Origin of the sequence: Nitrospirillum guaranorum (genome assembly GCF_034653275.1) — a bacterium.
In the GTDB taxonomy this organism is placed as follows: Bacteria; Pseudomonadota; Alphaproteobacteria; order Azospirillales; family Azospirillaceae; genus Nitrospirillum.
The window spans coordinates 922,120-939,447 of the sequence record NZ_JAYEES010000004.1; the positions used below are offsets into that span (position 1 = coordinate 922,120).

The 17,328-nt window shown below is 67.0% G+C and carries 15 protein-coding genes and 1 pseudogene; 1 reads left to right on the forward strand and 15 read right to left on the reverse strand.

Features of this window, described 5'->3' with window-relative positions:
- Positions 1–93: 93 nt before the first annotated feature.
- The 14 genes and pseudogenes from UAJ10_RS25870 to UAJ10_RS25935 all read right to left on the reverse strand — a co-directional run bounded on the left by UAJ10_RS25870 (position 94) and on the right by UAJ10_RS25935 (position 14,588).
- Complete coding sequence (locus UAJ10_RS25870) at positions 94–2,811, reverse strand: flagellar hook-basal body complex protein (RefSeq protein WP_322918197.1); 2,718 nt, start codon at positions 2,809–2,811, stop codon at positions 94–96.
- Between the two features lie 440 nt (positions 2,812–3,251).
- Positions 3,252–3,533, reverse strand: coding sequence for a hypothetical protein (locus tag UAJ10_RS25875; RefSeq protein WP_088873280.1), 282 nt, complete (start codon positions 3,531–3,533; stop codon positions 3,252–3,254).
- 12 nt (positions 3,534–3,545) lie between these two features.
- Positions 3,546–5,693, reverse strand: coding sequence for a hypothetical protein (locus UAJ10_RS25880; protein ID WP_322918199.1), 2,148 nt, complete (start codon positions 5,691–5,693; stop codon positions 3,546–3,548).
- The gene (gene flgK, locus UAJ10_RS25885; protein WP_322918200.1) at positions 5,690–7,099 is read right to left on the reverse strand and encodes a flagellar hook-associated protein FlgK; all 1,410 of its coding nucleotides are present in this window, start codon (positions 7,097–7,099) and stop codon (positions 5,690–5,692) included. The genes UAJ10_RS25880 and flgK overlap by 4 nt, the downstream gene beginning before the upstream one ends.
- A 210-nt stretch (positions 7,100–7,309) precedes the next feature.
- Complete coding sequence (locus UAJ10_RS25890; RefSeq protein ID WP_322918201.1) at positions 7,310–8,680, reverse strand: LysM peptidoglycan-binding domain-containing M23 family metallopeptidase; 1,371 nt, start codon at positions 8,678–8,680, stop codon at positions 7,310–7,312.
- 67 nt (positions 8,681–8,747) lie between these two features.
- A complete protein-coding gene (locus UAJ10_RS25895) occupies positions 8,748–9,455 on the reverse strand; it encodes a protein-L-isoaspartate(D-aspartate) O-methyltransferase (RefSeq protein ID WP_322918202.1) in 708 nt (235 codons plus the stop codon).
- Positions 9,452–10,237 carry a 5'/3'-nucleotidase SurE gene (gene surE / locus UAJ10_RS25900; protein ID WP_322919056.1) on the reverse strand — a complete coding sequence of 262 codons (786 nt, stop codon included), beginning with the start codon at positions 10,235–10,237 and terminating at the stop codon, positions 9,452–9,454. Before surE ends, UAJ10_RS25895 begins: the two co-directional genes overlap by 4 nt.
- A gap of 10 nt (positions 10,238–10,247) precedes the next feature.
- Positions 10,248–11,519 carry a serine--tRNA ligase gene (gene serS, locus UAJ10_RS25905; protein WP_322918203.1) on the reverse strand — a complete coding sequence of 424 codons (1,272 nt, stop codon included), beginning with the start codon at positions 11,517–11,519 and terminating at the stop codon, positions 10,248–10,250.
- 93 nt (positions 11,520–11,612) lie between these two features.
- A complete protein-coding gene (tatC, locus tag UAJ10_RS25910) occupies positions 11,613–12,449 on the reverse strand; it encodes a twin-arginine translocase subunit TatC (protein ID WP_322918205.1) in 837 nt (278 codons plus the stop codon).
- 391 nt (positions 12,450–12,840) lie between these two features.
- Positions 12,841–13,020, reverse strand: a pseudogene (tatB, locus tag UAJ10_RS29970) (Sec-independent protein translocase protein TatB); the annotation flags it as partial.
- A gap of 131 nt (positions 13,021–13,151) precedes the next feature.
- Entirely contained in the window at positions 13,152–13,379 is a 228-nt protein-coding gene (locus tag UAJ10_RS25920) for a Sec-independent protein translocase subunit TatA (RefSeq protein ID WP_088873272.1), read from the reverse strand.
- A gap of 165 nt (positions 13,380–13,544) precedes the next feature.
- Positions 13,545–13,937, reverse strand: a complete 393-nt coding sequence (locus UAJ10_RS25925) for a hypothetical protein (protein WP_322918209.1) — start codon at positions 13,935–13,937, stop codon at positions 13,545–13,547.
- A 52-nt stretch (positions 13,938–13,989) separates the two neighbouring features.
- The gene (locus tag UAJ10_RS25930; RefSeq protein ID WP_145748510.1) at positions 13,990–14,247 is read right to left on the reverse strand and encodes a hypothetical protein; all 258 of its coding nucleotides are present in this window, start codon (positions 14,245–14,247) and stop codon (positions 13,990–13,992) included.
- Between the two features lie 23 nt (positions 14,248–14,270).
- Positions 14,271–14,588 carry an ArsR/SmtB family transcription factor gene (locus UAJ10_RS25935; protein WP_322918211.1) on the reverse strand — a complete coding sequence of 106 codons (318 nt, stop codon included), beginning with the start codon at positions 14,586–14,588 and terminating at the stop codon, positions 14,271–14,273.
- A 181-nt stretch (positions 14,589–14,769) separates the two neighbouring features.
- Here UAJ10_RS25935 and trmFO point away from each other — a divergent pair, with 181 nt between their 5' ends.
- Entirely contained in the window at positions 14,770–16,143 is a 1,374-nt protein-coding gene (trmFO, locus tag UAJ10_RS25940; RefSeq protein ID WP_322918214.1) for a methylenetetrahydrofolate--tRNA-(uracil(54)-C(5))-methyltransferase (FADH(2)-oxidizing) TrmFO, read from the forward strand.
- A gap of 129 nt (positions 16,144–16,272) precedes the next feature.
- On the opposite strand, the gene UAJ10_RS25945 is transcribed toward trmFO, so the two are convergent.
- On the reverse strand, positions 16,273–17,094 hold the full coding sequence (locus tag UAJ10_RS25945) for a phytoene/squalene synthase family protein (protein ID WP_322918215.1): 822 nt from the start codon (positions 17,092–17,094) through the stop codon (positions 16,273–16,275).
- Between the last annotated feature and the right edge of the window lie 234 nt (positions 17,095–17,328).

Genomic DNA, 17,328 nt, shown 5'->3' on the forward strand with positions numbered 1-17,328 from the left:
ACGGACGGCTTGTCGCCATATGCTTGATAATCCAACCCCTTAGGCCTGGGGCAGCGGCAATCCGCCACGCCCTGCCATCAGGCGGCTAAGGCCTTACCGCTTCAGGTTGATGGTGTCCTGCAGCAGGTCGTCGGCGGTGGTGATGACCTTGGTATTGGCGGTGTAGGACCGCTGCGCCACGATCAGCTGGGTGAATTCCGACGCGATGTCGACGTTGGAGCCTTCCAGGCTGCTGGAGGCGATATCGCCGGCACCATTCACGCCCGTGTCGTTGAAGCGGGCCTTGCCGCTGTCCACCGTCTCGGTGAAGACGTTGCCGGTGGAGCGCGACAGGGCGTCAGGGTTGTTGAACAGCACGATCGGAACCTTGGCGATGGTGCGCTGGCGGCCGTTGTCGTAGTTGGCCAGCACCGTGCCATCGGCATTGATCTGCACATCCTTGAAGGTACCGGCCGGGCTGCCGTCTTGGACCTTGGAGGTGACGTTGATGTTGGTGCCGTCGAACTGGGTCAGGCCGGAGGACTCGCCGAAGTTGCCCAGGTTCAGCACAATGTGCTGAAGGCCGTAACCGAAGTCGAAATCGAAACCCACCTGGGCCGCGGCGTTGGCGCTCTGGTCGGCGCTGACGGTGGCGTTACCGGTGCCGATGGACGACGTGTCCATGTGGCTCAACGTACCGGCCTGGGCGGTCGTGCCGTCGGACAGGGTGCCACCGAAGGTCAGGTTGATGTGACCCGGCGTCTTACCAACCACCACGCCCGGGGTGGCGGCGCTGGAGCCGCCCGGGATGCTGGTGTAGAAGGCGGCGGCGTCGGTGTTGCCGGTCAGGGTGATGGTGCCGCCGGACGAGGTCGCCTGCACCGGGATGCCGGAGATGGCGTTGATCTTGGCCGCGATCTTACCGCTGATGTCGGCCAGGCTGGTCTCGGTGCCATCGGTGGTATAGGTGATGGCCTGGGAGAAGCTGGGCGGAAGGTTCTGGACGAAGGGCAGCGTGGCGTCGTTGACCTTGGTCTGCAACACCAGGACGCCGCCCGCCGACGACTGCACCGTGAAGGGCGAGTTGGTGTCGGCCGTGACCCTGGACGCCAGGTCGGTGATCACCGACTGCACATCCGGATAGTTGGCGATGTTGGAATTGGTCATCTGGATGTTGTAGGTCGAGGACCCCAGCGTGACGCTGTACAGCTGGCCAACCTGCGGCACCGTGGTGGCACCATAGGGCGTGGCGAAGTCGTAGGTGTAGGTGGTGGGCGCGCCCGCGTTCAGCTGTTCCACCGGCAGCACCGACTTGGCCTGCGGCGACTGGACGGTGAAGCTGTAGCTGGTGCCCACGTCCCCCGGCTGACCGGTGATGCTGATCTTCTCCACCTCCTTCGACCCGGTGGTGTTGCCGACGTACGTCGACTGCGTCGCCGTGTTGGTCAAGCCGGGCGAGTCCACGGCGGACGACGTCTGGGTGAAGGTGACGCCGTTGCCACCCTTCACACTGACAGTGCCGTTGGACGGGGTGGCGGTGAGACCCGTGGTGGGGGTGTCGACATTGATGAGCGACGCCAGTTTCTGCACGACACCGTTGATGTTCGCCAGGGAACCGAGGTTTTGCGGTGTCACGGTGACCGAATAGGTCGTGCCGTTGACGTTCATGCTGTAGACGTCGTCGATGTTGATGGTGTTGCCGACGAAGGTCGATGTGTGGATTTCTGGCGTCGTCGCCGTGGCGCTTTGCACCAGGGTATCGGTCGAGGTGTGGGTGGTGATGGCGCCGGCGTTCACGCTCTGGTCCAGGGTGAACGGCGTGCCGGCCGTCTTGGCCGTCAGGCGCAGGGCGCCCGTCGACGTCACCGTGGCCAGCACACCGGAAGAGGTGTCGGCGCCGTTGATCTTGTCGGCCAGGGCCTGGGCGATATCCTTCATGCCGCTGAACTGCGCGGCGTTGGCCGTGGTGATGCTCTGGCTGTAGGTCGTGCCGTTGACCACGACCGAATAGCTGTCGCCAACGTTGAAGCCGAAGGCCGGCGCCACCGCCGCCGTGGCGAAGGTCACGTCGTCAACCTGGGCGCGGTCGTTCTTGCCGGTCAGCAGGCTGCTTTCCGTGATGGCGGCGGGAAAACCGGTGTTCAGCAGCGATTGGATGGGCTGCGACCCCTGGCTGCCATCGGCGGTGACGCCCAACTGCCAAGTGCCGTCGGTGTTGCCCTGGCGCCAGGACAGGTTCAGGTTGTGGGCGGTGCCGGCGCTGTCGAAGACCTGGATCTGGGTGGGGGTGATTCCGCCCGACGGGTCGGTCGGCAGGTTCGCCTTCAGGTCGATTTCCTTGGTCGGCACCGGGCTGTCGATGTCCGACGTCACCTGCACCGGCGTGGCGGAGGTGGCGAACAGGCCTGTGGTGCTGTCGTAGGCGAAGCCGTTCAGGGCGAAACCGGAATTGTTGACCAGCGTGCGGCTGGAGTTCAGCGAGAAGCTGCCGTCACGGGTGTAGTAGCGCTCGGTCGACGCCGTGGTCGTGCCGTTCACCGTCGTCAGCTTGCTGACGCTGAAGAAGCCGTTGCCGCGGATGGCGATATTGGTGGGCGTATCCGAGGTCGAGATGGTGCCCGACACGCTGTTGACGTAGTTGGGCGAGGCCTGAACGCCGCCCGCCTGGTACTGCGTGTTGCTGGCCGAGATGACCAGGGATTCGAACGATGTGTCGATGCGCTTGAAGCCCGTCGTCTGGGCGTTCGCGATGTTGTCGGAGATGTTGCTGAGCGCGGTGGACTGCGCCTGCAAACCGGAAATGCCGACGGACATCGAGCCGAAAATGCTCATGGTGCTGGCTCCCAGGAAGAGCGGTTGCGTATCTGCGTTCTGAGGAAAGCAAGATGGATGCCAGATTGCGAAGATTGGGCTGGCATCCCTTGTTTTCCCGGAAGGGAACCGCGATCTTCCAGGCCGCCCACCCTAAACTATTGTTATCAATTGGAATTCTAAGATGACCAGACCCGCCGCCGCTGTCACGCGCACTCCTCAGCCGCCTGGCAGGATGTGCCGCGCCGGCGGGGTACCAGGGCGTTTTTTCCTACCTGCCGCCGTGACCCGGCCGTTTCTTCCCGGTCCATCCGCTTCAAATCCGGGCCAATGAACCGGGGCTCAAAAGCAAGGAAGGCCGGGCTGGTCTTCCCCCTTTTGGGGAGACCGGCCCGGCCTTTTCCTGGTCCGTTCCTGCGGGTCCCTTTTGGACCCTGACGCGTCGGAGAACGTCTGTCGGATCAGGCGCCCTGCTTCACCGAGAACTCGCCGGAGCGCACGCTCTCGGCCAGGATTTCCAGGTATTCAGCGGTGGTGGTCTTACCGTACTTGGCCAGGATGCCGTAGATGGAGGCCATCACGGACATGGTGCCGATGGTGTCATAGGGCACGCCCTCACTGGCGGCGTTCACCCAATAGGCGTTGAACTGGTCGAACAGGCGGGCGCGCTGGGCCTCGTCGTTCACCGGAGCGGCGGCGACGGTGGCGACAGCGAAGGCTTCTGCAGGCGTGTAGGCGTTCATGGCAAGGTCTCCTCAGCTCAGGAAGTTGACAAGGGAAAGGGAAGCGATTTTGCCGGCCACCGTGTAGGCGCCCTGCTGTTGGTTCAGGGCCGCTTGCAATTGTGCGGCCACAGTCGTGGGATCGACGTTCTGGATGTTGCCGATCTGGTTTTCGATGTCGGCCAGGGCGTCCTTATGGTTGGTGGCCGCCGTGCCCAGGACGCTCTGCGCGTTCACTGCGCTAGCGTCCAGCTGGCGGATCTGCCCCTGGGCCTGCACGAGGGTGGAGCGCGCGGTGCTCATCAACGCCGTGTAGTTGCCGGGGTTGCTGACCGCCGACAGCATCTGCTTGATGCCGATGATCAGGTTCTGGATGGCGGGATCGTTGGAACTGACGCCGTAGGTCGCGGTCGTGTTGTCGTCCACATTCAGCGTGCTGCTGTCGAAGGCCGCCGTGTTTCGAGCGCCGCTGGCATACTGCGTGTCGTAGACCGCCAGGCTGGGCGGGGTGGTGATGGTGGTGCTGAATGAATTGGGATCCTGGAAGGGATCCAGCGTGTTGGTGGTGAAGCTGTTCTGGTTGGTGTTGTTCTGCACCGTCGCCGTGGTGGCGAAGCGCTGCGTCCCGGTGCCGGTCAGCGTCAGTTGCGCGCCCAGCGGCGGGTTGGCCGTGACCACCGCATCGGCCGAGCGCTGCGGGTCGGTGTTGATCACGCCGGCCAGCTTATTGGCCACGTAGTTCATGGGGCCGTTGGGGTCGGCCTTGGCCGCCGCGATGTCGGCCGCCGTCATCACGTAGCTGTAGGTGGTGGGCCCGTCCACCTTGTCATAGGTGATATCGTTGGCCGGGTTGGCGCTGTCACTGGTCACGTTGATGGTGTTGCGGTTGCCCATGGTGATGGTGAACACGTCACCGACATCCACGCTGGCGCCGCTCAGGTTTACCTGGTCGATCTGCTGCTGGCCCGTGACCGGCGGCACAGCGGTGGGATCAGCCGCGATGGCCGGCTGGGTCATGAACTGGGCGTAGACGGCGTCCTGGCCATCGTTCGTGGCCGGGGTATAGGCCGCGACCGGCGTGGCGGCGCCGCTCTCGGTGTTGTTGTAGCCGGGCTGGGTGTAGACGTTGGACTGGGCGGTGAAGGTATAGCCGGCGTCCATGCCCGTCAGCGTCATCACGTTGCCCGACACCGAGGCGACCACCGGCGGGTTGGCCTTCTGGCCATTGGCGATGGCCGTCTGGTTGGGCCCGTTGATCTGCGACGCCAGGCCGTTGAGGATGTCGGACGGGCTGGTCTCGCTGCCGGTGGTGGTATAGGTGTATCGCTTGTCGCCCACATACATCTCGTACGTGTCGCCCGCCACACCCAGCGTACCCTTGAAGGTCATCTTGGTGACCTGCTTGGTGGCCGACAGATCGCCCACCGGCTGCGTGTCGTACCGGCTGCCGGCGAAGATGTAGCGATCACCGGCCTTGGTGTTCAGCAGGCTGGAAAGCTGGGTCAGTGCGCCCTGCAACAACGCCTTGGGCGCGGACAGGTCGGGATAGTTGACCGAGAAGGTGGCGCTGCCCGTGCCCTTCAGCTGGTTGATGTCCAGCGCGACGGTGGATCCGTCGCCCGGCCCGCCGGTCATCTCGAAGGTCTGCTGGCCGTCATCGGGCGGCACGGTGCTGAGGTTCAGCGTCTTGGTCGACACGCCGCCCATGCCGTCGCTGACGGTCACGTCATAGCTGCCGATCTTGCCGGAATTGGACGGAACGGCGCTGACGGTATAGGTGGCGGCGGCGTTGAACACGGACTTGGTCGTGTCGACCGACAGGCCCAGGTTGCCGCTGTTGGATGAGGTGACGGGCGAGATGGTGGGGTTGCCCGCGCCGGCCGGGATGTTGGCGGAGCTCAACAGATTGGCCACCACGGTCTGCATCGACGACAGCGCCTTCTCCGTCGCGTTCACCTGGGTCGTTGCCGCGGTGATGGCGTTGGAATAGCCGGTCCGCTGGGCATACTGGGCCTTCAACGCCAGCAGCTGGTTGGCCTGGGTGCCGTAGGCGGACAGGTCCTGCGACTTGATGCCGGTGTTGAACTGCTGCTGCAGCTCGGCCAGCGAGGTTGAATTCCCATTGATGCCGTTCAGCATCGACAGGTAGCTGCCGTAGGTGCTTACACGGGAGATGGTCATGTCACGGCCTGCGTCAGGGTGTCGAACATCTGCCCGATGACCGAAATCACGCGGGCGGTGGCCGAATAGTTGCGCTGGAGCACCTGCAGGTTCGCGACCTCCTCATCCATGTTGACGCCCGTCGAGCTGGCGTAGCGCGTCTGCAGGCTGGTCATGAAGGACGAGGTGGTGGTGGCCTGGGTGTTGACGTTGGACTGGATGGTGGACCAGTTGCTGGACACCTGGTCGGCCATGCCGCCGTAGCTGACGTTGGTGAGGGTCAGGCCGTCGGCCGTCATGGTGCGGCCGGTCGCGGTCATGGCGCTGACCATGGCGTTCACGGCCGACTGCTTGATGGTCTTCGTGCCGTTCAGCAGGTCCTTGTTCACCGCCAGGGTGCCGGCGTCGCTGCCCGAGAACAGGCCGCTGGCCAGTTCGCCATCGTTGGTGGGGCTGGCCTTGTTGTAGGCGTCGGTGATGCTGGTCGGCTGGCCCGCCTGCGTCGTGCCGGTCAGGGCGCCGGCCACGGCGTCCAGCTGCGACTTCAGCTTGCGGAAGACTTCGGTGGTGGCATCGCCGCTGGCCGGAGCGGGTGAGCTGTCGGCCACCATGTCCAGCAGGCCGCCCAGCTTGCCGCCGCTGATGGCGGCGGTGATGTCGGCGCCGCCGGCGCCCGAGATCACCTTGCCGTCGTAGTTGAGCTGGGTGGCGGTGCCGTCCACCAACGTGGAGCCCGTCGGCGTGAAGACGGCGATGGAGCCGTCGTCGCGCTGCGTGGTGCGGATGTTGATCATGGAGGACAGGTCGCGCAGCGTGGCGTCGCGCTGGTCCTCGAAATCGGCGGTGGGCTGGTTGCTGGCCTTCAGCTGGGAGATGGTGGCGTTCAACTGGTCGATCTGGGTCAGATCGGTGTTGATCGACTTCACCGTCTGGGTGATGTCGCCCTTGGCCTGGACTTCCATCTGGTCCACGCCCGCCGACAGGGTGTGAATGGTCTGAACCAGGGCCTGGGCCTTCTGCACCACCTGGTTCTGCGCCACGGCGTTCTCGGGCGAGGCCGACAGATCCTGCAGGGCGGAGGTGAAGTCCTGGAACGCCTGGGTCAGCTTGGGTGTGGCGCTGTCGCTGGAATTGCTGGAATTGGTGGTGCCCAGCATGCCGCCGATCTGGCTCATGTACTGGGACAGCACCTGCTGCATCCCGTTCTCTGACGTCGTCCCCTGAAGCTGAGCCTGCAGGGCCACATCCACCGATCGCGAATACTGCGAGATGGTGACGCCGCTCAACGGATCGGTCGTTTGCGAAACGGTATGTTTCGTACGATCCGGGCTGTTGGCGTTGTTCATGTTGTCTGAAACGACCTGGATGCCGGCCTGAATGACATTCAGGCTGTTGGCGGCCGAATTCAGCGCGCTGAACAAACTCATGGGACCGGGCCTCGGTGGCGGGGACTTCCGCGCAGGGGACCGACCCCCATGGCCGATCCGACCCCCACCACGCAAACCCCGGGCCACTTGGTCCGGCCAATTAGGCCACTGGAATCATTCGTATTTTTGCAAACTGCCGGAAAAGGCGAGGGCGGCAGAATTTGCCGCCCCACCTTTATTCCCGAGTCCCGCTAGGCAGGGATGACCGGGCTAGCGGACACCTTTGCCTGGATCCAAAACATCCATGGGATCCAAGACCTTATTGCCCTGCCGCACCTCGAAGTGCAGCTGCGGGCTGGTGACGTTGCCGGTGGCGCCGACGGTGCCGATGCGCTGGCCGCGCGCCACCTTGGCGTTGGCTTCCACCATGATCTGGTCCAGCTGGGCATAGGCCGTCACCATGCCGTCGGCGTGCTGGATCAGCACCAGGTTGCCGAAGCCGCGCAACTGGTTGCCAGCGTACTTCACCACGCCGGCGTCGGCCGCCACCACCGGCGTGCCCGTGGGGGCGGCGATGTTGATGCCGTCGTTATACTGGCCACCGGGCTTGGCCCCGTGGGCGGAGATGACCTGCCCCGTCACCGGCCAGAGGAAGCGGGCGCCGCCCTTCGGGGCGGGCGCCGGGGTCTCGGGCGCCGGCGTGGGCACGGCTGACGGCGGCGGTACCGACGGGCCGGAGGCGACCACGGCCGGCGGCGTGGCGGAGCCGGGGGTGCGCGTGGTGGGCGCCGACGAAACGGGGGGGGCGACCGAGGGCGGCGCGCCGGTGGTGGGCTCGGACGAGGAACCGGGCGTCACCGGGGCCCAGCGCGCGGCGGGCGCGGCCGTGGCACCCGGCGGGATGGCGGCGCCGGTGCTGCCCGTCGGCAACGGGGCCGCCGCCTGGGCCGAGGCCGACGGGGCAGCCAATTCCTGGCTTTCCACCGTACGGCGGGGGGCCACCGTGACGGGCGGCGGGGCGGCGGAAACCTGCGGCGCGGGGGCGACCGAAACCGGTGCGCGGCCGGCGCTGGTGACGCCCGGCCGCGGCGCGGCCGCCGGCGGGGGGGCCTCCGCCACCGTGGGCGCGCCGCCCGGCGGCGTCCAGGCCGGGGCTGGACCGGCGTGCGGCAGGTTCAGGGTCTGGCCCACGCGCAGCAGGTAGGGCGGCGCCAGGCTGTTCAGGCGCGCCAGCTCGCTGCTGTCGACGTTGAAGGTGCGGGCGATGCCGTACAGGGTGTCGCCCGGCTTGATGACGTAGGTGTGCGGCATGGGCACGATCAGGCGCTGCCCGGCCGTGACCGTGTAGGGCGGCTGCAGGCGATTCTCGTCGATCAGATCGCGCAGCGGGATGTTGTACCGCTTGGCCACGTCATAGATCGTCTCCCCTTTGGACACGAAGATGACGTTGGCCGGCGTGGGCGGCGGCGTGACCACGGGCGCCGGCGGCTCCGACCGGCTGGCGCAGGCCGAGAGGCCGAATGCCAAGGCACCCGCCAGGGCCCCCTGCATCAGCAGCCGGGACAGGCCGCCCGCGGTATCGAGGGGCATGGCCGGAAGGGCGGCGGCACCGGTCGTCCGGTCGAGAGTCTTCAAGGCCATCGCGCTTTGTCGTTCGAGGAAAGGCATCACGCCCGCTGATGGATTACGTCGGAAAAGTCGGGCGGAATTAGGGCCGGCGGGGGCACGTCCCCCTGCTCCATCCCCCCTGCCCCGATGCGGCCCGCCCCCGGCCGGGTTCGGCCGCGACCTCAGGCAGCAGGGGTACGAACCGTACCGGCCACAGCTGCTCACGCTCCACCCCCGTCTCCGTCTTGCGCAGGCGCACGACATGCAGGCTGCGGCGGTCGGCGCCCAAGGGTATGACCATGATGCCCCCCACCGCAAGCTGGTCCATTAGGTCGGGCGGCGGATCCATGCCGCCCCCGGCCGTCACCAGGATGCGCTCGAAGGGCGCCGCCTGGGGCCAGCCGCGCATGCCGTCACCGTGGCGCGCGGTGATGTTGTGCAGGCGCAGGGCCTGGAAGCGCCCCTCCGCCTCCGCCAGCAGGGGGCGGTGGCGTTCGATGGTGTAGACCCGGCGGGCGATCTTGGCCAGCACCGCCGCCTGGTAGCCGGACCCGGTACCGATCTCCAGCACCTTCAGCCGGTCGCTCAGCTGCAAGGCCTGGGTCATCAGCCCCACCACCATGGGTTGGCTGATGGTCTGTCCGTGGCCGATGGGCAGCGCCGTATCCTCATAGGCCTGGTCGTGGAAGGTCGGAGGCACGAACACCTCTCTCGGGATCAGCTCCATGGCGCGCAAAACGTCCGTGCTGTTCACGCCATTGCGGCGCAACAGCATCAACAGACGGATCTTGCGCGCAGCACTGCTCACCCGAACACCCCCTCCAGCCGCTTCAAGGTCTCGTAGTGCGTCAGGTCCAGGTGGACGGGTGTGACGGAAATGCCGCCCAACGCTTCCACCACGTGCACGTCGGTGTCTTCCGGCACCTCGTTCAACCCCCGTGCGGCGCCGATCCAGATGTACGGACGGCCCCGGGGATCCATGCGCTCGAACAAATCGTCGCCGGCCTTGCGGTTGGCATGGCGCACCACATGGATGCCGGCCACCTTGTCCAGATCCACCGCCGGGAAGTTCACGTTCAGCAGGACATGGCGCGGCCACTCGACGGCCAGGCCCTTGCGCACCACCTCGGGCCCCCAGCGCTCGGCCGTGGCCCAGTCGGGGTCGCGGCCGTCACGCAGGCGCAGGCTGAAGGCGAAGGCGCGCACGCCCAGCAGGGTCGCCTCCATCGCGGCGGCGACGGTGCCGGAGTAGGTCACGTCCTCGCCCAGGTTCTGGCCGTGGTTCACGCCGGACAGCACCACGTCCGGCCGCTGGTCGGCCATCAACTGGTTCACCGCCAGCAACACGCAGTCGGTGGGCGTGCCGTCGACGGTGTAGCGCCGGTCCGCCACCCGCTTCATGCGCAGTGGGCGGTGGATGGTCAGCGAATGGCTGGCGGCGGATTGCTCCGCCTCCGGCGCCACCACCCAGACGTCATCGGTCAGCTGGCGCGCGATGCGCTCCAGCGCCGCCAGGCCGGGTGCGTGGATGCCGTCGTCATTGCTGATCAGGATGCGCAGGGGACGGTCTTCCGTCCCCGGGGCCCGCATCATGCCGACATCAGCCACGGACGATGCGCTCCAGCCCGTTCATATAGGGCACCAGCACCTCGGGCACGCGGATGGAGCCGTCAGCCTCCTGATAGTTCTCCATCACCGCCAGCAGGGCGCGTCCCACCGCCACGCCCGAACCGTTCAGGGTGTGGACGAACTGGGTGTTCTTGTCGCCCTTGTTGCGCCAGCGGGCCTTCATGCGGCGGGCCTGGAAATCCCCGCAGTTGGAGCAGCTGCTGATCTCACGGTACATGTTCTGGCCCGGCAGCCAGACCTCGATGTCGTAGGTCTTGGCGGCGCTGAAGCCCATGTCGCCCGTGCACAGCGTGACGGTGCGGAAGGGCAGGCCCAGGCGTTTCAGCACCGTCTCGGCGGCCTCGGTCATGCGCTCATGCTCGGCGGCCGACTGGTCCGGCGTGGTCACGCTGACCATCTCGACCTTGTAGAACTGGTGCTGGCGGATCATGCCGCGGGTGTCACGGCCGGCGGCCCCCGCCTCGGCGCGAAAGCAAGGCGTGCGCGCCGTCATGCGCAGCGGCAGCTCCTCGGCATCCAGGATGCTGTCGGCCACCAGGTTGGTCAGCGGCACCTCGGCCGTGGGAATCAACCAGTGGCCGGTGTTGGTCTGGAACAGATCCTCGGCGAACTTGGGCAGCTGGCCCGTGCCGTACGCCGCCTCATTCCGCACCATCAGTGGCGGCGACACCTCGGTGTAGCCGAACTCCCGGGTGTGGGTGTCCAGCATGAAGTCGCCCAGGGCGCGCTCCAGGCGGGCCAGCGGGCCCTTCAGCACGGTGAAGCGGGCGCCGGACAGCTTGGCGGCACCGCTGAAATCCATGAAACCCAGGGCTTCACCCAGATCGAAATGTTCCTTGGCGTTCGCGATCACCGGCGGTGTGCCGACGCGGTGGCGCTCCACATTGTCATGCTCGTCCTTGCCCTGCGGCACGTCGGCGGCCGGCAGGTTGGGGATGGTCGACAGCAGGCGGTCCAGCTCTTCCGACAGCGCCTTCTCGGTGGCCTCGGCCTCCACCATGCCTTCCTTCAGGCTGGCGACCTCATCCATCAGCGGCTGGGCGTCCTTGCCGTCCTTCTTGTAGGCGCCGATCAGCTTCGACGCCTCGTTCCGGCGGGCCTGCATATCCTGCAGCGCCGTTTGCGCGGCGCGGCGACGGGCGTCCAGATCCAGCACGACGGCGGACTGGGGCGGCAACCCACGGCGGGCCAGGCCGCCGTCGAAGGCTTCGGGATTGTCGCGGAGAACGCGGAGGTCATGCATGGCAGGCTTCTTGGAAGACGTTAAACGATGGTCCCCGACTTATAAGCGGGAAGCCCCGTCGGGGTCTAGCCTGCCCCGCCATTTGGCGACGCCTCAGTTGGTGGGCGTGCCCTCGCCGTTCGCGGCCTTTTCTTCCGCCTCCGCCCGCGCCAGTTCCCGGGCCCGGCTGCGCTCGATACGCCGCGCGGCGAACACCGACACCTCGTACAGCACGATCATGGGTGCCGCCAGCGTGGTCTGGCTGATGGGATCGGGCGGCGTCAGGATGGCGGCCAGCACGAAGATCAGCACGATGGCGTAGCGGCGCTTGGACGCCAGCTGGTCGGCGGTGAGGATGCCGACGCGCACCAGCAGGCTGAGCAGCACCGGCATCTGGAAGGCGATGCCGAAGGCGAAAATCAGCGACATGGCGAAGGACAGGTACTGCTCCACCCGCGTCTCGGCGACGATGGGCAGCATGCCGGCACCGCCCGTCTGCTCAAAGCTCAGAAAGAACTTGAGCGCCGTCGGCATGACGAAGAAATAGACCATGCCGGTTCCCATCAGGAACAGGACGGGCGTCGCCAGCAGGAAGGGCAGGAAGGCTTTGCGCTCATGCTTATACAGGCCGGGCGCCACGAATTTCCAGATCTGCTGGGCGATGATGGGGAAGGCGATCAGCGCCGCCGCCCACAGGGACACCTTCACATACGTGAAGAACGCTTCCGTGGGGGCGGTGAAGATCAGCTTGCGCTCCGCCGCGCGCTCGCCCAGGGCGGTCACCATGGGCAGCAGCAGCCAGCCGTAGATGCGGCCGGCGAACTGGTAGCAGACCAGGAACGCGACCAGCAGGGCGGATAGGGAAATGATCAGGCGGTTACGCAGCTCGATCAGATGATCCAGCAGCGGCATGCGCGAGGCGTCGATTTCGTCTTGGGTGGGGTCGGCCATGGGGGCGCTGGCCCTCTCAGGATTTGGCGGGGGCGGGCGCGTCGGCGCCAGCGTGTTCGGCATGCGGCGCCGGGGCCACCGGCACGGGCTCGGCCGCCGCCTCGGACGTCGATTCCGGCAGGATCAGGGGCATGGCGGGGGAGCCGATGGCCGGCAGCTCGGCGTCCGCCGGCTGGGCCCCGGGCTGGGCCTCCAGCGTCCCTTCGGGCGCCTCTCCCCCTGGGGTCTCTTGAGGTGCCGCGGTCGGCGCGGGCGTGACCTCGGTCGCCGTCAGCGACGCGGTGGGATTGATCTCCAGGGCCTGGCGCACGCTGTCCGTGGGGTCGACCATCTTGGTGACCTCGGCCGTCAGGTCGAACTGCGCCACCTTCTGGGCCTGCTTGCGCAGGTCCTCCAGCTCCGCCTGGCGCACCATGTCATCCAGGTGGGACTGGAAATCACGGGCCAGCAGGCGCGCCTTGCGCATCCACTTCCCGGCGGTATAGAGCGCCACCGGCAGGTCCTTGGGTCCGATGACGACCAGCGCCACCACACCGATGAGCGCGAGTTCGGACCATGCGATGTCGAACATGGGCGGCGTGCCTTATTCCCGACAATTCCCCGACGTCGGCCCACAACGGATGCGGGCGCGGTTGCACCCCGGCCGTTCCGGCGCGACGGATCCGTCCAGCGGGGCCGGCGTCCGCCTGGCCCCCAACCGGTTCAGCCCTTGGAAACGGTGTCCTTGGGCGCGGAGGTCGTCGAGGCGTCCGTATGGCCGTCGATCGAGCGGGGCGCGGAGGCGCCGCCTTCTTCCTGTTCGTTCAGGCCGGCCTTGAAGTTCTTAATGCCCTTGCCGAAGTCGCCCATCATACGGGGCAGGCGGTTGCCGAACAGCAGCAGGGCGATGAAAAGAACGATCAGCCAATGCCAGATGCTAAAAGAGCCCATGGGTGGGTCCCGTGTCCTGAATAAGGTGTAGGTCGATAACGACGCCCGTGAAGGCGCGGCACTATGGCATGGCGGCGCCGCCCGCCGCAATGCCCGCCACCCCACAGATGGGAACGACCGGCGCCCGATGTAAGCCCCTCACCCGGCGCCGGTCATCCCGCCGCATCAGCGCCACGCCCAGCGGTCGCCGGGCTGGGCCACATAGCGGTCGACGACATGGCGCCAGGGGATGATGAACCAGTAAATGGCGCCGACGCCCACCGCGAAGATGTTTTCCGCCATGCCGTCGTCGATAGGACCGGACATCCAGGCCGGCAGCGCCACCCGCGCCAGCCAGATCATCTTCCATGTCAGTTCGAACATCAGCAGGGGCAGCATCTGCAGCGGATAGCGCACGCCCAGCAGGCACAGCAACGTCAACGCCCCCAACATGCAACGCACCACGCCCTGGTTGAAGCTCCAGTTCGTTGCCGGGTCCAGGATCTCGGGCCAGGTCAGCCCGCCCATGGCCACCGCGATCAACAGATAGCCCGCGCGCAGCAGATGAAGCCGAAACATCGATACCGTCATTTTCCCCTCCCCCGTTCCTGATACACCCGACGACCGGGCCTTATTCCACGTCGCGCAGGATGCGCTCCACCGCCGCCAGGCTGGCGGCCATCTTGGCCATGTCGCCCTTCAGCGCCGCCAAGGCGGCCTGGGTTTCGGCCTGCGCGGCGATCGCCCGCTCAGCCAGGGCGCGGTAGCCGGCCTCGGTCTCCAGCTTGGCGCGGGCCGTCACGGCGGCAGATACGTACTTGAAGCCGAAGATCAGCACGAAGGTGCCGAAGAACAGCAGCAAGGTGAGCAGATAGATACTGGGCGACATTCTCTTATCCCTTCGGATTCAAATCATGATTCGGACTTGGCGCTGAGCGTCGCCGCCGCCTGGACCAGCAGGTCCGGCGTGAGTTCCACCGCGAAATCCGCCACCGCGAAAAAGTTCAGCGCCTTGCCGTCCGGCGACAGCTCCATCTGGCTGGTGACCAGCCCCGCCTCCTCCAGCTTCTGCAGGTGCAGGTGCAGCAGGGGGCGGCTGATGCCGACCTGCCGCGCCAGTTGGCTGACATAGCTGCGGCCCTCCGCCTTCAGCGTGGCCATGATCCGCAGCCGGTGTGGATTGGCCAACGCCGACAGCATCGTCAGCAGATCGTCTCCGGAAATGGACAAGCGCAAACCCCGTCAAACATGTGTCAGTAATTTCTTACAGGTGTCAGGAATTTGCAAGTCTCTTTTCCACGACCCGGCTCCAGCCGCGTTCCCCCGCCCTGTCGCCGGGGCTTGACGGACGGCGCCGGCTGGCGTCTTTGGCCCCACGCGGTTTCAGTTTTGTTGAAAGCAAGGTTCGGTCATGAGCGACACCCCCACCCCCACGAACGCCAACGGCCCTGTGCACGTCATCGGCGGCGGCATGGCCGGCAGCGAAGCCGCCTGGCAGCTGGTCCAGGCGGGCGTGCCCGTGGTGCTGCACGAGATGCGGCCGGTGCGGGGGACGGAAGCGCACCAGACGGAGCATTTCGCCGAGCTGGTCTGCTCCAACTCCTTCCGCTCCGACGATCATGAGTACAACGCGGTGGGCCTGCTGCATGAGGAGATGCGGCGCTGCGGCTCCCTCATCCTGGCCTGCGCGGATGAGCACAAGGTGCCGGCCGGCGGCGCGCTGGCCGTGGACCGCGACGCCTTCGCCCAGACGGTCACTGCCACGCTGACCGCCCACCCGCTGGTGACCGTGGTGCGCGACGAGGTGGCGGGCCTGCCGCCCGAGGAGTGGGACAGCGTCATCGTCGCCACCGGTCCCCTCACCTCCCCCGCCCTGGCGCAGGCCGTGCTGGACCTGACGGGAGAGGCGCAGCTGTCCTTCTTCGACGCCATCGCTCCCATCGTCCATTTCGACAGCGTCGACCTCAGCAAGGCCTGGTTCCAGTCGCGCTACGACAAGGTCGGCCCCGGCGGCACGGGCAAGGACTATATCAACTGCGCCATGGACAAGGCGCAGTACGAAGCCTTCATCCAGGCCCTGATCGAGGCGCCCAAGACCGAGTTCAAGGAATGGGAGAAGGACACGCCCTATTTCGAGGGCTGCCTGCCCATCGAGGTCATGGCGGAGCGGGGCCTGGACACCCTGCGCTATGGTCCCATGAAGCCGGTGGGCCTGACCAACCCCCATGACGAACGCCGGCCCTATGCGGTCGTGCAGCTGCGGCAGGACAACGCGCTGGGCACGCTGTACAATCTGGTCGGCTTCCAGACCAAGATGAAGTACGCCGATCAGACGCGGGTGTTTCGCATGATCCCCGGCCTGGAAAACGCGGAGTTCGCCCGCCTGGGCGGCCTGCACCGCAACACCTTCCTGAACAGCCCCCGCCTGCTGGATCCGACCCTGAGGCTGAAGGCCGCCCCGCGCCTGCGCTTCGCCGGGCAGATCACGGGCTGTGAAGGCTATGTGGAAAGCGCCTCGGTGGGCCTGATGGCCGGCCGCTTCGCCGCCGCCGAACGCCTGGGCCACACGCTGCCCACCCCGCCCTTGACCACGGCGCTGGGCGCCCTGCTGGGCCATATCACCGGCGGGGCGGAGGCCGAGACCTTCCAGCCCATGAACGTGAACTTCGGCCTGTTCCCCCCGCCCGAGGAGCGTGACGCCCGTGGCCGGGAGCTGCGGGGGAAGGAGCGCAAGCTGGCTTACACCCGCCGCGCTTTGGCCGACCTGGCCGCGTGGTTAGGGTGATTTCAGCGGCACGCCCCATGCCACTGTAGCCCGCGACTGGGGCGCCGGAGATTTTGGGACCAAGGCCCCTGAATCGAGGATAGCCATGGCCACGGATGCGGCCGCCCGGCATCTGAGGGAACCTTAAAACTACCACCGGCCGCTGAACGCGGCCCAGGCGAGGCGGGCGGCGCGCAGGCCGTCGGGGCGCAGCAGCGCCGGGGCCAGGGGGTCGTGGCCGGCCTTGGCCAGCCGGTCCAGCGACAGGCTGGCCAGGCGGGCCGGCAGCAGGGCGGGCACGGCGGCGCGGGGCAGCGCGCCGCGCGAACGCCGGGCGGCGGCCAGTTCCGCCCGCGCGGCGTCGGCGATCTCCTTGGCCACGGCGGCCAAGCCGGGCTGGGGCTTCAGCTCGAACAATTGCGCCTCGTCGGCGCCATGCCTTTGCATCAAATCCATCGGCATGCGCGAGCGGTGGGCGCGGGCCAGGAAGGGCACGGCCCGCAGGATGCCGGCCAGGGCCCAGCCACGCCCCACATGGGTGGCCACCGTGGCGGCGGCCCCCTCTGGCGCTACGCCCAGGATCTGCAAGGCCAGGCGCACCAGCGGGGCGGACGTCACCTCGGCATAGCTTACCAGGCAGGCGAGATCCGCCGGCGCCGCGTCATCCATGTCGGCCTCGCGCGCATCCACCAGCAACTCGAACTGCGCGCGATCCAGGCCGTGGCGCTGCGCCGCCTGGGCCAGGGGCTGCACCACCTCATGCCGGCGAGGCTCACCCTCGTAGATGCCGGCGATGCTGTCGCGCCACCATTGCAGGCGGATCTGGCCCAGCATGGGCTCGGTCACCACCTCGCGCGTCTTCGCCACCTCATGGTTGAAGGCGTACAGCGCGGCCAAATCCTCCCGCCTGTCCGCCGGGGCGAACAGCAGGGTCAGGAAGCGGTCCGGATCCTGACGGCGGACGGTTTCCAAGCAATAGGACAGGGGGGCTGGGCTGAAGGGGCCATGGCGCTGCGCATCCGGCGGACAAGAGGCCGCCTTTATGGACCGCCCGCCCTGCCCCTGACCAGCGCCACCTTCACCACCCCGCTTCCCTCCTAAAGCCCCCCTCCAAAGGACGATGGCCAGCCGCCGTCCTCCCCGGGGCCGGCGTCTTGACGATCATCGCCAGAATGCTAAGATACGTTTATAGAAAATATTTTCGTT

What these genes read in the sequence shown, in the direction of transcription:
- UAJ10_RS25870 (WP_322918197.1), bottom strand. Translation starts at nt 2,811, where the DNA reads ATGAGCATTTTCGGCTCGATGTCCGTCGGCATTTCCGGTTTGCAGGCG.
- UAJ10_RS25875 (WP_088873280.1), bottom strand. Translation starts at nt 3,533, where the DNA reads ATGAACGCCTACACGCCTGCAGAAGCCTTCGCTGTCGCCACCGTCGCC.
- UAJ10_RS25880 (WP_322918199.1), bottom strand. Translation starts at nt 5,693, where the DNA reads ATGACCATCTCCCGTGTAAGCACCTACGGCAGCTACCTGTCGATGCTG.
- flgK (WP_322918200.1), bottom strand. Translation starts at nt 7,099, where the DNA reads ATGAGTTTGTTCAGCGCGCTGAATTCGGCCGCCAACAGCCTGAATGTC.
- UAJ10_RS25890 (WP_322918201.1), bottom strand. Translation starts at nt 8,680, where the DNA reads ATGGCCTTGAAGACTCTCGACCGGACGACCGGTGCCGCCGCCCTTCCG.
- surE (WP_322919056.1), bottom strand. Translation starts at nt 10,237, where the DNA reads ATGCGGGCCCCGGGGACGGAAGACCGTCCCCTGCGCATCCTGATCAGC.
- serS (WP_322918203.1), bottom strand. Translation starts at nt 11,519, where the DNA reads ATGCATGACCTCCGCGTTCTCCGCGACAATCCCGAAGCCTTCGACGGC.
- tatC (WP_322918205.1), bottom strand. Translation starts at nt 12,449, where the DNA reads ATGGCCGACCCCACCCAAGACGAAATCGACGCCTCGCGCATGCCGCTG.
- UAJ10_RS25920 (WP_088873272.1), bottom strand. Translation starts at nt 13,379, where the DNA reads ATGGGCTCTTTTAGCATCTGGCATTGGCTGATCGTTCTTTTCATCGCC.
- UAJ10_RS25925 (WP_322918209.1), bottom strand. Translation starts at nt 13,937, where the DNA reads ATGTTTCGGCTTCATCTGCTGCGCGCGGGCTATCTGTTGATCGCGGTG.
- UAJ10_RS25930 (WP_145748510.1), bottom strand. Translation starts at nt 14,247, where the DNA reads ATGTCGCCCAGTATCTATCTGCTCACCTTGCTGCTGTTCTTCGGCACC.
- trmFO (WP_322918214.1), top strand. Translation starts at nt 14,770, where the DNA reads ATGAGCGACACCCCCACCCCCACGAACGCCAACGGCCCTGTGCACGTC.